Origin of the sequence: Pedobacter kyonggii (assembly GCF_004310665.1) — a bacterium.
GTDB lineage: Bacteria > Bacteroidota > Bacteroidia > Sphingobacteriales > Sphingobacteriaceae > Pedobacter > Pedobacter kyonggii.
Genome location: NZ_SIXF01000003.1, coordinates 136,786 through 151,283 on the forward strand (window position 1 = coordinate 136,786; position 14,498 = coordinate 151,283).

The following is a 14,498-nucleotide window of genomic DNA, read 5'->3' on the forward strand; positions in this document are numbered from 1 at the left end:
CGTGATGTCGAATCGGTGGGCATCTGATTACTATGCATTTCATTTAAAATAACTAAGCACTTTAAATGGGATTTGAAAGAGGGTTTTTAACAAAATCGCCTTCTTGCATAGCAATCTGGTTACCCCATGCTGTAATCGCTTCTAAAATGGGCGTGAACGTTTTTCCAAAATCGGTTAGGCAATAAATCACTTTTATTGGCGGTTTATCTCCGTAAACTTTTCTTGACACCAGACCATCTTTTTCTAATTGCTTTAATTGCAGACTCAATGTCATTTCGGTAACAGATGGTATGTCTTTGCGGAGCTCATTGTACCTTTTTGATTTATCCTTTAAATGATAAAGAATAACAGCCTTCCATTTGCCGCCCACCAAGCTCATCGCAAGGCTAACCGTACAAGGATAAATTTCCTCCTTTAGTTTTACGTAATCGCTAATACATTCTGTTTTCATCCTACTATTTTAACCTATCCTTTTGGATAGTTATTGCAAATTTATATTACTATAGATAGTTTTGCAACTATAATTTTTATAGTTAATAAAATAATATAAATGGGACTAGATTTTAAAGCAAATAAGTTAATCGAAAAAGAAAAGCCATTGATTACAATCGTTGGGGTTTTGGGCAAACAGGGACGTAGTGCAGCACTTACGCTGTTACAGAGCGGGCGTTATCGTGTACGGGGCATTACACGCCGTGTAGATTCACCAGAGGCACTTAATTTGACAGAAATGGGAGCTGAGCTCTTGAGTTTGCCGCTTGATTTGGGGTATAAGAAAGATTTCGTTGAAGCATTCCGGGGATCGGAAGGCGTTTTCATCATGACACCAAGTATTGTGCCGCCGGATACCCACGAAATGGAGCTGGGTAAACAATTAGCGGATGCAGCGGTTGAGGCAGGAGTTAAGCATATTATCTTTAGTAGTTTGGAAAATGTGGAAAAAATTACAAACGGGAAAAAGTTTGCTCCTCATTTTACCGATAAAGCAATGATTGAAGCATATATCCGCACGCTTCCCATCACCAGCTCGTTTATTTACATGGCCTTCTTCTACACCAATCTAATGGAGTTTTATCCCCCGAAATTGGTTGGAGATACCCTTGTATTTCCGATTTATTTACCTGAGGATTTTCGTGCCCCATTTGTTGATCCCCTTACTGCTACGGGGCCAGCGGTTTTAGAGATATTTTCCAATCCAGATGAGTATGCAGGTAAATCTTTGCCTGTTGTCGGCGACATTATTTCTCCCCGGGAAATGATAGATACATTTATTCGGGTCACAGGTAAAAAGGCCATCTATAGTTCCGCATTTACACAAGAAGCACTGCTTCACCATTTCCCTGAATTCGGTACAAATGAACTTTTGGTAAAGGAAATTTTAGGAATGGCAGAATATGCAGTCGATTATGGTTATTTCGGCAAGGAACGTGATTTGTTATGGAGCCGCCAGGTTAACCAGAGCAGTCTAAGTTGGGAACAATTTCTGCGCAGTACCGGATGGCAAGGCCAAAAGCTGACTTACTGATTTCTTTCAATCGCCTACTTCGTGGAGGGTAGACTATGAAAATAGGTTGATAATGATTATTTTAATTTTATTTAGTTCGGATATGGTATTTTTTTAGCTTATTGCAGGTTAAAATAATACGATAAAAGGATTAACACTGCTGTTAATTTGAGTTAAATAAATAATAATTAAATATAAAACGGAATGAGTACATGTTTGTGATGTGTATAGATCTTCTAACCAGGATCTCCGTGTAAAATTGTTTCCAGGATAGCCACAAGAATAGTCTAGCTGATATTTTTGAGCTTTTTGCCGATAAAACACCGTCAATGTGCCGTATCAATAAATTTCCTTATGAAAAGAGTTATGTTACTTTCAGTTTTTGCCTTTTCTACCATCATTACCCTTGCACAAAACGTAAACTGGGTTGAGCGGAACGGTGCCTTAAAAGTTGTTGGTGGAAAAATCTTAAACCGAAAAAATATTGAACCTCAGCTCCGTGGTATAAGTTTGTCGTGGAGCATATGGGGAGGCAAAAAGTATTATAACCAAGATGTTGTAAACTGGCTTAAATCTGATTTTAATATCAATTTATTGCGTGTGTCTATGGCAGTGCAGCCAGATAATGGTTATCTGCAGGATCCCATTGGACAGGAAAAGCTCATAACCGAGACGATCGATGCTGCCATTAAAAGAAATCTGTATGTACTGATTGACTGGCACGACCACCATGCAGATGAACATCTGGATCAATCAAAAATGTTCTTTGCAAAAATGGCCAAAAGGTACGCCGGGAAACCGAATATTATTTATGAGATATTTAATGAGCCAGAAAAAATAGCATGGCAAACCGTTAAGGATTATGCTGTGCAGGTAATTGCCGAGATCAGGAAATATGATGCTGAAAATGTAATTGTTGTTGGTAGCCCGCATTGGGATCAGGATATAGATGTGGTTGCCAAAGATCCAATCAAAGGATTCAGCAACATTGCTTATTCTTTTCATTTTTATGCGTCTGAACCAAGCCATCAAGAAGTTTTAATGAGGCGGGCCGATAATGCAATTTCTGCTGGTCTACCCATTTTTGTAACAGAGTGGGGTGTTGGCGAGGCTAATGGCGATGGTGTATTCGATACCAGTAAAACCAATAAATGGTTTTCTTGGATGGAGAAAAATAAACTGAGCTGGGCAAACTGGAATATTACCGATAAAAAAGAAACAACTGCGCTGTTAATGCCTGGTGCATCTCTAAAAGGAAGATGGAAGCCCGAAATGCTTAGTCCGGCAGGGAAATACATTAGGACGAAGCTCCGGAACCTGAACAAATAATATCAGGTTTCGTGGCTTAAATAGATAATCCCTTCCTGAAAAATTCAACGCAAACAGAAATTATTGCATCAGATAAGCTGCAATTTCTCCTTGCGATTGTGAGCATTTCCCTGGTCATATTGATACCCCCTAAACCGAAGTAACATTATGCAAGCAGTTCATAAAAAAACTGCGTGATACCCCATCCTTTTATGTTATGGACATGGCTTCAGGTGGAATGAACTTTATAATCCGCTCAAAAAAAGTTTCATTATAAAAAGATGCTTGTTATGTTTTTTATATTTAATAAATCGATTTAGATGAATGAAAAATAATATATTAGTGTCTTAAAACCAAAGATCCTTAAATCTCCAGATAATATGAAAAATATAGGTTTACCAATTCTATTCCTGATAATACTGTTGCAGGTATATGGTGAGAATGTTTGCGCCCAGACTGCAAAACTCCCTACCAAATGGACTGAGCAGGCGATGGCGGCCCAAAATCCTTTTCCCGATTATCCCCGGCCCCAAATGGTACGTGGAGAATGGAAGTCGTTAAATGGTAAATGGGATTATATCGGTGGAAAAGATAAACTTAATGCATTCAATCCGAAAATACCGATTGCATTTGCTGGAAAATCTGAACAGATACTTGTTCCATACTGCCCTGAATCGGTGATCTCGGGTATTGAGCGCAATCAGGAAGTTAACATGTGGTACCGGAGGCGTTTCGAAATCCCACAGAACTGGAAGGGTAAAAATATTTTAATCAATTTTGAGGCTGTTGATCATGATGCAACTATTTTCGTTAACGGAAAAAAGGCAGGGTCTCATGCGGGCGGCTATGATGCCTTTTCGCTGGATATTACCCCATTGCTAAAACCAGGGAGTAATGAGTTAATCGTTGCCGCTTACGATTCCAATGACGGCAGAATGCCTTCGGGCAAAAATGGACCTCGGGGTGATTATACCTTCAGCTCGGGCATCTGGCAGAGCGTATGGCTTGAACCGTTGGGTGCAGGTCACATCAAAAATATCAAGCTATTGCCCGATCTGGAAAATAACAGGCTTAAGGTAACTGTCGATGCAAATTCCTCCGTCATATCTGCGGTAGCACTTGAGGGCAATAAGATCGTATCCCAAGGGCAGGGAAGTAACGGAAAGGCTTTTTATTTGCCAATTTCAAATCCAAAATTATGGTCTCCTGATGAACCTTTTCTTTATGATCTTAAAATCACGCTCAAAGATCGTAACGGTGAAACCGTTGATGAGGTAAAGAGCTATTTCGGTATGCGCGATATCAGGTTGGGTAAGGTGTCTGGTGTGATGCGTCCGCTGTTGAACGGAAAGTTCATCATGCAGGTTGGTCTTCTCGATCAGGGCTATTGGCCAGATGGAATTCTGACCGCTCCCACCGAGGAGGCGCTGAAATCTGATCTAGAATTTACAAAAAAGGCTGGCTTCAACCTCATCCGCAAACATATGAAAACTGAGCCGAAACGTTTTTACTATTGGGCAGATAAACTGGGCATGCTGCTTTGGCAGGACATGCCCGCAATCTGGTACCAGAATGAGGATACCGCAAAAGTACGCCCTGCTTTTCGTAAGGAGCTCAAGGCGGTAATGGATGAACATTACAACTCACCCTCAATTATTGCCTGGGTACCCTTTAATGAGAACTGGGGCGCTTTCGATGTACCGGCGATTACTGACTGGGTAAAAAATTACGATCCCTCAAGATTGGTAAATGGAAATTCGGGATTTAACAACAATCCCGGTTATCAGAAGGCGGCCGGTGATCCAGGTAATGGAGACTTTGTGGATACTCATATTTATATAGGCCCTTATGATGCCTCTAGACCGGACGATAAAAGGGCGGCATCTCTGGGAGAGTTTGGCGGTGTGGGACTTTTTGTTAGGGAGCACATGTGGCCTGTTGAAAACAATGCATATGCCTATGAACCAACCAGTGCTGCGTTGACGGATAGGTATGTACTGCTGATGAGCCAGGTTGAACAGTTGATGAAGTACAAAGGCCTTAGTGTAGCCGTTTATACCCAGACAACCGATGTGGAACATGAGGTTAACGGATTACTGACCTATGACCGTGCGGTTGAAAAAATGGATATCAAGAGGGTAAATGAAATAAACACGGCGGTAATAGCTGAGGGAAAAAAATTAAATTCACTGGGAGGACACTAGAATAGATGGCAGGATGGATTATTGATAAAGACTTTTCATTTTTTACTGTTGGGAAGATATAGTTGGTAAGGAATAACGATTAATCCAGAACCATCAGTAGGAAACAATATAGGAGACTGCTAAAGGCAAAGAATATTTTTGAAATATTAGCTTGAATTAGCATGATATTTAAATGTAGAAAGGCACCTCAAAAAATGAAGTGCCTTTTTCCTTAAAAGAACAGAACGTTATTTAATACTGACTAATACTTTAATTTTTGATACTGTTGGTTGGTCAAAATCCTGTAAGGCTTTTCCTAAAACCTGTCCAACTTTAACTTTATTTAAATCTGCTTTCATGGCAACCCCGCTCTGTGATGAGGTTACCAGCATATCGCCTCTTTTAATCGGACCACCCTCTAAACAGACCTTGGTTGGGATTACACCGATTACACCCATTGGCACTTTATCTAATAGTTCTGAATCGATGTTTTCTTCAGTTAATAAAACTCCAGGTTTGGTAGCGTAAACTCCAGCCACTAAATTAGAGTAAGCACCATTTGATTTTTCAACAGCTCTATCCTTATCAACGGAGATAATTAAAATATCACCCGGTTCAAAATCTTTTACTTCACCGCTTACATCAAATGCTTCCGCTAAATCGGCGCCGCTGTTAACTGTACCACCATTAAAGAAACCTCGGCCTGCTTTGTTAATTCTGGCCACATTTACGCCGGCACTTTGGCCGATAAAAAGATCTCCTGATGGACCAGTATGGTTGGCTAATATTGTTGTTCCGGTGCCTAGGTTAGATATATGAACTGTAGGTAGACCATTAGCAGCATTAAAATTTGCAAAACGGGCTGCTCTTCCAGTACCAAAATTGGGCGTCCATCCATATACGGCATTACCGGTTCCGTCTGCTGTGGCTTCAATACCATCGCCATTTTTACCTGCATTGGCGGTAATCCCATTTCCATTCCCTTCAGTCAATGCGATAAGTGCTGGCCCGTTACCTGCAGCATTTGATGCATAAAACAATCCAGCATAACCACCAGTTCCTGATGATAATCCATAAACCCCCGCTGTGCCGAAATTGGCAAACTGAGAATTTACTTCCCCTTTTACCGCAGGGGAGATACCTGTTACCAGATCAACTTTAAAGTTACCTGCTATACCATTACCCACAGTTTTTACAGTTAAAACATCTTTTGTATTTGTTGTGTTAAAGTTTTCGAAATGCGCAGCACGGCCTGTGCCAAATGTTGGAACCCAACCATACACTGCATCTCCTGTTCCATCAACATTAGCTTCTACAGCATTTCCATTTTTACCTGCATTGGCGGTAACAGCATTACCATTGCCATCGGTTAGTGCTACAAGTGCTGCACCATTGCCTGAAGGGTTAGAAGCATAGAATAAACCTGCTCTACCTCCAGTACCTGATGATACACCAAAGATAGCTGCTGCACCAAAGTTGCCGAATATGGTGTTCACCTCTCCACGAACAGCAGAACCAACACTATTTGTATTGTCTAATTTAAAAGAAGCGGCATTTCCTAGCGTATTATCTGGAATATTACCATTACCATTCGATAATACCTCGAATGTATTGGCTGCTATATTTGTTGCGTTGGTATTGACAAAACGACCAGCTCTACCTGTACTTCCGTTGTTACCAACTTCACCCTGAACCCCAACGCCGGTATTTGCAGTACTCGTGGCAATAAAACCACGTACCCCAAAACCGCCGCCATCGTTTCTTCCAACAACTGCCCCGGCAATATTACTGGTGGTACGGCCAACAACCGCCTCACCTGCACCATTATTATCTCCAAAAATACCTGCAGAAGACTGACTGCTTGTAATTCCATGTATTGCTAAGCCGTTGCCACTGGTGCTTCTTATACCTTCGCCACTGCCCGATGTTGAAGCGTCAATTACCCTTCCGTTACCCAATGTGTTAACCGTTAATGCGTTGTTTGCGTTGGCATTGTTTGAGATGGCAATATTTGCTGCAGTTCCGCTGGTAGATGTGGCATTTAAACCTATGCCGGTATTGCTATTGGCGTATATACCATAGCCTGCACCGCTCGAATTTCCGTAAACGCCAATACCTGATGGGGTAACACCATAAACACCCCAACCACTTCCGTTATGGCTTCCCCACATTCCAATCCCCAAGCCGCCGGTACCATTGTTGATGCCGCGAACAGCCGAAGAAAAGCCTCCAGGCGCAGTTGAACTTACAATACCTCTCACAGCTGCAATACTGGAGCTTGTTGTATTATTTATTCCTTCAACTGATGTTCCATCACCATTGTTGGTAATCGAAAATAAGGTTGGTGCCGAGTTTTCTGTAGCAGCAAATGGAAGTGTTAACGAACCTCCTGCATCGGAGCCTGGAGCCCAGTTTGTTCCATTATATTTTAAAACCTGACCATTAACTGGTGCGGTAGCTGCAACTGCAATGTTTTGGATGCCTTTTACCAGTGGGTTTGGATAACTTCCATTCAAATCTCCACCTGCTACGCCAGTAAGCTCACCTGCAGGCCCGGCTGGGCCAATAGGTCCGATTGGTCCGGCTGGGCCAGTTGCACCCACGGGCCCCTGACTACCGGGAACTCCAGCTGGGCCTGTAGGTCCAACTGCTCCAGTAGCTCCGGCTGGACCAACTAATCCTTGCGGACCTGCTGGGCCTACTAATCCTTGGGGACCAATTGGCCCTGCCGGACCTGTCAATCCAATTGGTCCTGTTGCTCCGGTAGGACCTACTAATCCTTGGGGACCAATTGGCCCTGCCGGACCTGTCAATCCAATTGGTCCTGTTGCTCCGGTAGGACCTACTAATCCCTGTGGACCGATAGGGCCTGTGGCTCCGGTTAGTCCAATTGGTCCGGTTGCTCCTGCAGGGCCTACTAATCCTTGAGGACCAATTGGCCCGGGTGCGCCAGTTGGTCCTGCGGGTCCTGTTGCACCTGCCGGACCAGGGTTACCGGTTGCTGCATATAGCGCAAATGGCACACTCATTAATTGTGTTGCTCCTAAATCTGTAAAAGCTCCACCGCCAATGGCCAGTTCGACTCTTAAATATTGGTTTGCATTTTGCCATGGAACGCCTGCCAGCGTTCCTGTTGAAGGTGATCCTTTACCGATTTGTAGGGTAAAAAGGCCTAAAGTGTTTGTAGTGAGGTCGTGGCTTTCCTGATATTGAACAGGGCCACTGGCGCTTGTTCCAAGTATCGAGATCCTAACCTTTACATTTTGTTTGGCAAGTACAGTACCATCGTTATTACGGGCCACCGCCTGATAGTTGATGCCTGTAAGGCCACTTTGAGCAGATACTTTTCCGAAAAAGATAAGGATAACCGCAATAATGAGCGTAAACTTTTTCATGTTAAATAATTTTAGGTGTAGAGGTATTAGATGAATATTTTACTGTTTGGTTGTACTTTCCTGTTGCATTGGCGGTAGTTTAACCTCTGTTTTGGGCTCGCTTTTATCTGGTTTATTTTCAGATTCAGAAGCTGTTTTTACATTTTCTGCTCCTTTTCTGCTTGCTGCGGGGATAGCACTTTTTGCACCACTTTGGCTATAATTCTGAAATAACCTTTGCTTGGTAGGCGTAGAAACATCCTTTTTTGGTGCTTCTTCTTTAGCGCTTAATTTTTCAATCTCCGTCGATTTATTAGGGAATAAAGTATTGATGGTTGATTTCTGAGCTTTTGCATTTGCAATACCAACCACTGTCAGTATTAACAAGAAGAATAACTTTTTCATTTTTTATAGATTGTTTGAGGTTTAAAATTTAATCAATAGCATAACTTAAAGTAAATTTGATCCCGTTTCTAAGCACATAACGCCTTGCTGTGGGCGCTACATAACTCATGTCGAACTGAAAAGTTTTTACTTTTAAACCAAGGCCAACCGAAACATGTTGTCTGTTCCCCTTGTCGGGATCTTCGTAAAAATATCCGGTACGGAGAAAAAGCTGGTTCATGTAGGCAAACTCCATCCCGCCGGCAATGTTAAATTCCGATATTTCTTCTCTAAAACCACCTGGAGCATCAAAAAGAGAAGTAAATAGTGCACTAGGAACGCTTCTGGTCGGATCCTTTCCTTTTTCAATTTCATTTGTTGTTATTCCATTTGCATCCAATTTATATCTGGGTGGAGAGGGAACCATTAATTTATTTACGTCTAAAAGAAAGGTAAGGCTATTTGTTTTGTTTTTTAATAAAGTGTACCCTCCTCCAATACGTAAATTCATCGGTAGAAATGATTCAACCGTAGCACCTGAAGAGTATTTTAATTTAGTACCAATGTTGGTTAGGCTCACGCCCCAGGCATAACGCGAATTATTTAATGTTTTTTCTGAGTATACACTAATATCAGCGGCATAGGCATTAACAGGGTTTACCTGCAAACCATTAAATGTTCCATTGCCCAGGTCGCTCCTGATGAAACGACCGGTTAATGCAATGGCAAGATTATCTCCGAATTTTCTGGAGTACGTGCCATCAATAGCAAACTCATTGGCATTGTATTGCTGCAGAAGCCCACCGTTTTCATCGCGGAAATTAATGTTTCCCTGATCAAAATATCTTAGCGAAACACCGATTACTTCTTTGTCATTTAACTGATGGTATGCATTTAAATTACCTAGATGGAGGTTTTTGTCAATTTCCATCATCCAGGGCACATAAGAAACACTTACACCAGTTTTATTTGCGAACGAAAGTTTTGCACCATTAATAAAATTAGAATTTGCATCGCTGATTAATCCGGTTCCCGCCTCGCCAACACCTGAGTTCCGTGCATCGGGACTAATTAATAAAAATGCAGCACCGGTTGTTACCGTACTATATTGATTTTGAAGCTGAGCCTTTGCATGATTGACCAAACAAAGCAAAATCAGTACAGCAGATGCAGTTTTGATAAGCGTTTTCATGGAGGTATTTTAGATGGTTAGCAATAAGTTTATTGGATGATAAGTTTTTCAGAGAATGTACGATAGTTGACATAAAGTACAACATGGTAGCTTCCTGAAGCAAGTCCGTTCAATGGCATTATATATTCGATTTTTCCGGCTAAACTTTTTACTGAGCTGGAGTGTACAATCTGACCGGCGTTGTTAACCAAATTGATGATCACCTTGCCATCGGTTAATAAATCGAAATCTATTTTTGTTTTTCCAATGGCAGGGTTGGGATAAACCCGCATATTACCAACTGCATTGGGAACAAAATTAGAAACGGTAGTTTCTGGCTGTTGGAAACCCTGGGTAAGCATAATACCAGCATTTTGGAGGGTGAGGGTGGCTACTTCGCCAATGGTAAACTGCACCAATGTATTGCCCACCTGAGCACTTCCACCTGTACTGGCCACTACGCTGCGGGTAAGCGCGGCCTGACCATAAGATTTAAATAAGCACAGGGAACAAATTAAAGAGCATAAAAATATCTTTTTCATAGAGCGCAGGAAAGTTATTTAGTTAGGTTTTATAGAATTAGCATCCTATAATTTCAACCATAATTTTCATCGCTCAAAAGGTAGAAAGGATGAGTGTTAATGGATGACCATTACAAATTGACATAAATCAATCAACTATTTCAATACGCTTTTTACGGTATTTTTTTAACGAACAGTGCTTATTGTAAGCCGAGAAATGCCTTATTTTCCAATGCATATTTAACCAATAATGCAGTATTGTTTAAATTGAGTTTATAAAAAATATTTTTACGGTGCGTGTCAACTGTTCTGGTGCTTAAGAAAAGCAGATCAGCAATTTCAGCATTGGTATTGCCCTCAACAATGAGGCTAACAATTTCAAGCTCGCGGGAGGAGAGAATGTGTTTATTCTTTTTACCAGAATATTTCTTATAGCATAAAAATTCTTCGAGGATATCTTCCAAACCGCCTGATACATAGTACGCACCCTGATAAACGTAATCAATTGCCTTAAACAGGTTTTTATCGTCTGTATCTTTAAAAAGAAAGCCTTTGGCGCCTGCTTCGAGCATATTCAGTACATTTCTTTTATCATTAAGCATAGACAATATGATCACCTTGATTTCTGGATAATCTGATCTGATAATTTTAAGGGTTTGATAACCGTTTAAAACCGGCATATTGATGTCCAATAGTATTACATCCGGCCTTTCATTTTTAACAAGATCGATCACTTCAGCGCCATTATTGGCTACTGCAATTACTTTAAAATCTTTTCTTACGGCCAAAATAAGTTTTAGCCCGTTGATTAATACATTATGATCATCTGCGATTAGTAGCTTAATCATTAATTTTTTGTTTTAAAATCCTTTTTAGATTAAGTGTAATGGTAACGGCAACGCCTCTTCCAATTGCTGTATCAGTATTCAATTCTGCCTTTATAGCGTGGATATGTGCTTCAATATTAAATAAGCCATAGCCTCTTTTTGCGGTTTGAAAGTCGTATCCCTTGCCGTCATCTTCGTAAAGCAAAATCAGCTTTTCGTGGCGGTTGATAATTACGATATGGATATTTTTTGCTTCAGCATGTTTTATGGTGTTATAAATTAACTCCTGGCAGATTCTGTAAATGGCATACTCTGGCGTACTTTTAAGAGCAACAGTAAAGCCCGAATAATCGAAGTGGATTTTTATGATGCCTAATTTGTTGATGCTATCGATAAGATCTTCCATTGCAGTAACCAAGCCATTTTCGTCGAGCGTTTTAGGACTTAAATTAATCAAAGTTGTTCTGAGCATGCTAATAGATGAATCAATGTATTCTGTTGATAATTTGCGGAGTTCGCCACCATCGATCATTTTATTAATGTCGCCAGCCAAAAGGTAATGTTTTAACGAAGATAACTTTAACCCTAATTCATCATGGAGATAATTTGCTATTCTTTCTCTGTCTGTTTTTTGAAAGTTGATCATTTGACGTAATTGCAGCACCTGATGATGTTTAACCCATCTTAAATAAATAAAGAGCGTGAGTAACGAAATGATGGTTAAGCTAACAATAAACAGCGTTATAAACCAGTTCTTTTGCCAAAAAGGGGCGCTGATTACTATCGTTAAAATGTTTTTTTTATTGCTGTAAACATCAGTGAGTACAAGTTTGAAGTTTCCGGGTGGCATATTTGGAAACCGGATGCTATTGCTGCCAAAAACGCTAACCTTTTTGTTGTCATAGCCAATCATTTGGTAAACTATTTTTCTGTGCGTAGGGTTAATGAAATCCATTGTACTGAAAGCAATTGTGATGGTGTTTTCATCATGATGCAGCTTTAAGCTTTTGGTTGTAATCGGGTTGCCGATGCCTTGATGGATCTGGTCATTGATCAGAATGTCGGTAATCTGGGGCTTGGAATGACTGGTATAAACTTTTGGTTTATTTGGATCTATCACATTAATTCCATTAATCCCCCCGAAGGCCAATAGCCCATTTTTAAGTGATGCAGCCGCGTTAGGATTAAAAACCATGCTCTGCAGCCCATCACTAATGCTATAACGGGTTTGATTATTGCTTTTTGTATTGTAGAAATACAATCCATTGCTGGTTGCTACCCAAAGGTTTTTATATTGATCTGCTAAAACACTACGGCAGTTTAAATCTGCCAATGCCAATTTTTCTATGGTATTTGTAGCTGAGTTGAATTTTAAAAGCCCTGCGGTTGTAGCCAGATAAATGCTTTTGTCAACTGTAATGTTGCCATTTATACCATAAGGCGATCTGGTAATTTCTTTAATGAAAATAAATTTTCCGGCTGTTAATTGCGCAAGATATATGGATGTATAATAGGTTTGGATGATGACCTGATTATTCTTCGTAGGTATTATCCGCTGTATATTGGGCCATAATACTGCACGGTTAATGCCCCGATCCATTTCAAAATAAAGCTCGTTTTCTGGGCTAATGATAACCTTGGCTACACCATATTCTGTAGCAGCAAATAAATCAGGGCCTATTTTTGAAATCTGATTGATCTGAACTTTTCCGTTTAACTTTTCCGAAAACTTTATTTTTAATGGATTGAATTTTTGCTTTTGGATATCGTAAATAAAAAAAAAGCCATTATAAAGTCCAGTTAAAATATTGCCGTTATCTAATTCAATGAGTTGGGCAATCCCATGGTTTAAAAATTCATGTTTAATTGGTTTTGTTAAATCTGAACGATAGATAAGCAAGCCGGCATTCTTTGTCCCGCACCAATACTGACCATTTTTAGGTTGTAAGATTACACTTACATCATTTTCGGAATTAAGAGAAACATCATCCTTATTAAGATACCTTGAAAAAATTACCTTATTTAAATTGGTATAATCGAGGCCATAACCATTAATGCCCACGAACAGGTTCTGTTTTTGATCGATGTAAATTTTTCGGATATAATTGCCTGATAGGCTAAACGAATTATCAGATTGGTGGTTATACTCAGCAAAAAACTTTTTCGTTCCTAAATCGAACAAAAGTAAGCCATTTCTTCTGGTACCTACAATAAGCCAGGGTTTGTTGGGATATTTTGCAATAGTCGTTACAGAAAGGTTACTGCTCGTTTTACAGCTATTGAAACGCTCATGCTGTTTGGTTTTAATATTTAGTTTTATCAATCCCTTATCACTGGCAAGCCAGAGCAAACTGTCTGATGCAAAGTATACATCTTCAATATGACTGTTAAGGTTTTCATTGGTGCTGTTCATAAAAAACTCCCGATGTTGCTGCCCCTTAACATCATCGGCCTTGTTGATATAAATGCCTTTTACACCTCTGCTAACAAACCAATCCAGCTTATTGTAGAATGGAACCGGACTAAAAAGATATCCATTAGAATAGGTTGTTACATATTGAGTAGTATTGCGTTTATTGCTGTATTTATAAACATTACCAGCAAGATATACCCAAAGATCTTGCTGTTTGTCTATATAAAAGGGGAAAGCGTAGTAGTTTTCATTCAGTTTTATGCCTTTTGCGAAATTGTAATGTTTAAAATTATCCTTTATCCGGTCATATTTCACCAGGTTGCGCTGCGACCCGATAATCAGATCGCCATTTTTTTCTTCGATAATGTTGGTAATGTAGTTTCCCGGAAAAGGGTCTGCGTTATTTTTTCTTTTATAGGTGATACAGGTTTTACCATCAAAACGGTTCAACCCATTTTCGGTGCCAATCCATAAAAACCCGTCTTTATCGGTATGCAATGTCCGTATTGTCGGGTCGCTTAAACCATCTTCTAGGGTAAGGTGCTTAAATAATAAGGTAGGTTCTCTTTGAGCGGAAACAGAAAGATGTAAGAAAATAAAACAGAAGATACAGTATAACCTTCTTATCAAAATAAATCTGAAAAAAGGAATAAGTAAGCGCATGAGATGTTAATGTGAGATGGTTTGAATTTTAAATATATAAAAATATAATTAACTGAATCGATTGACTTTCCATGAACCTGTATTCTGCTCTTTTATTTAAAAAGTAGATAAAAAAATACTATGTTTGCGGCTTTATTTTTAATAAGTCTA

The 14,498-nt window shown here is 40.0% G+C and carries 10 protein-coding genes; 3 read left to right on the plus strand and 7 right to left on the minus strand.

Annotation, left to right across the window (positions count from 1 at the left end):
• Positions 1–61 precede the first annotated feature (61 nt).
• Positions 62–451, minus strand: coding sequence for a winged helix-turn-helix transcriptional regulator (locus tag EYS08_RS05000; RefSeq protein WP_131028772.1), 390 nt, complete (start codon positions 449–451; stop codon positions 62–64).
• 99 nt (positions 452–550) lie between these two features.
• Here EYS08_RS05000 and EYS08_RS05005 point away from each other — a divergent pair, with 99 nt between their 5' ends.
• The 3 genes from EYS08_RS05005 (at position 551) to EYS08_RS05015 (ending at position 5,016) form a co-directional block, all read left to right on the plus strand.
• Positions 551–1,525 (plus strand): NmrA/HSCARG family protein, encoded by a 975-nt coding sequence (locus EYS08_RS05005; RefSeq protein WP_131028774.1) that lies wholly within the window; start codon positions 551–553, stop codon positions 1,523–1,525.
• A gap of 333 nt (positions 1,526–1,858) precedes the next feature.
• On the plus strand, positions 1,859–2,833 hold the full coding sequence (locus EYS08_RS05010) for a glycoside hydrolase family 5 protein (protein ID WP_131028776.1): 975 nt from the start codon (positions 1,859–1,861) through the stop codon (positions 2,831–2,833).
• A 359-nt stretch (positions 2,834–3,192) separates the two neighbouring features.
• Positions 3,193–5,016 (plus strand): glycoside hydrolase family 2 protein, encoded by a 1,824-nt coding sequence (locus tag EYS08_RS05015; RefSeq protein ID WP_131028778.1) that lies wholly within the window; start codon positions 3,193–3,195, stop codon positions 5,014–5,016.
• Between the two features lie 227 nt (positions 5,017–5,243).
• Here EYS08_RS05015 and EYS08_RS26525 read toward each other — a convergent pair whose 3' ends face one another.
• The 6 genes from EYS08_RS26525 to EYS08_RS05045 all read right to left on the minus strand — a co-directional run bounded on the left by EYS08_RS26525 (position 5,244) and on the right by EYS08_RS05045 (position 14,315).
• Positions 5,244–8,390, minus strand: coding sequence for a collagen-like protein (locus EYS08_RS26525; RefSeq protein ID WP_317130079.1), 3,147 nt, complete (start codon positions 8,388–8,390; stop codon positions 5,244–5,246).
• Positions 8,391–8,429: 39 nt separating this feature from the next.
• The gene (locus EYS08_RS05025) at positions 8,430–8,774 is read right to left on the minus strand and encodes a hypothetical protein (protein ID WP_131028780.1); all 345 of its coding nucleotides are present in this window, start codon (positions 8,772–8,774) and stop codon (positions 8,430–8,432) included.
• A gap of 28 nt (positions 8,775–8,802) precedes the next feature.
• Positions 8,803–9,945: a type IX secretion system outer membrane channel protein PorV gene (porV, locus tag EYS08_RS05030; protein ID WP_131028781.1), complete on the minus strand. Its 1,143-nt coding sequence runs from the start codon at positions 9,943–9,945 to the stop codon at positions 8,803–8,805.
• A 29-nt stretch (positions 9,946–9,974) separates the two neighbouring features.
• A complete protein-coding gene (locus tag EYS08_RS05035; RefSeq protein ID WP_131028783.1) occupies positions 9,975–10,466 on the minus strand; it encodes a T9SS type A sorting domain-containing protein in 492 nt (163 codons plus the stop codon).
• 179 nt (positions 10,467–10,645) lie between these two features.
• Positions 10,646–11,293 (minus strand): response regulator, encoded by a 648-nt coding sequence (locus EYS08_RS05040; protein ID WP_131028785.1) that lies wholly within the window; start codon positions 11,291–11,293, stop codon positions 10,646–10,648.
• Entirely contained in the window at positions 11,286–14,315 is a 3,030-nt protein-coding gene (locus EYS08_RS05045; protein ID WP_165456377.1) for a ligand-binding sensor domain-containing protein, read from the minus strand. Before EYS08_RS05045 ends, EYS08_RS05040 begins: the two co-directional genes overlap by 8 nt.
• Between the last annotated feature and the right edge of the window lie 183 nt (positions 14,316–14,498).

Excerpts from the sequence above, each read along its gene's own strand:
- EYS08_RS05040 (WP_131028785.1), bottom strand. The coding sequence starts at position 11,293 with ATGATTAAGCTACTAATCGCAGATGATCATAATGTATTAATCAACGGG.
- EYS08_RS05035 (WP_131028783.1), bottom strand. The coding sequence starts at position 10,466 with ATGAAAAAGATATTTTTATGCTCTTTAATTTGTTCCCTGTGCTTATTT.
- EYS08_RS05015 (WP_131028778.1), top strand. The coding sequence starts at position 3,193 with ATGAAAAATATAGGTTTACCAATTCTATTCCTGATAATACTGTTGCAG.
- EYS08_RS05025 (WP_131028780.1), bottom strand. The coding sequence starts at position 8,774 with ATGAAAAAGTTATTCTTCTTGTTAATACTGACAGTGGTTGGTATTGCA.
- EYS08_RS26525 (WP_317130079.1), bottom strand. The coding sequence starts at position 8,390 with ATGAAAAAGTTTACGCTCATTATTGCGGTTATCCTTATCTTTTTCGGA.
- EYS08_RS05000 (WP_131028772.1), bottom strand. The coding sequence starts at position 451 with ATGAAAACAGAATGTATTAGCGATTACGTAAAACTAAAGGAGGAAATT.
- EYS08_RS05010 (WP_131028776.1), top strand. The coding sequence starts at position 1,859 with ATGAAAAGAGTTATGTTACTTTCAGTTTTTGCCTTTTCTACCATCATT.
- EYS08_RS05005 (WP_131028774.1), top strand. The coding sequence starts at position 551 with ATGGGACTAGATTTTAAAGCAAATAAGTTAATCGAAAAAGAAAAGCCA.
- porV (WP_131028781.1), bottom strand. The coding sequence starts at position 9,945 with ATGAAAACGCTTATCAAAACTGCATCTGCTGTACTGATTTTGCTTTGT.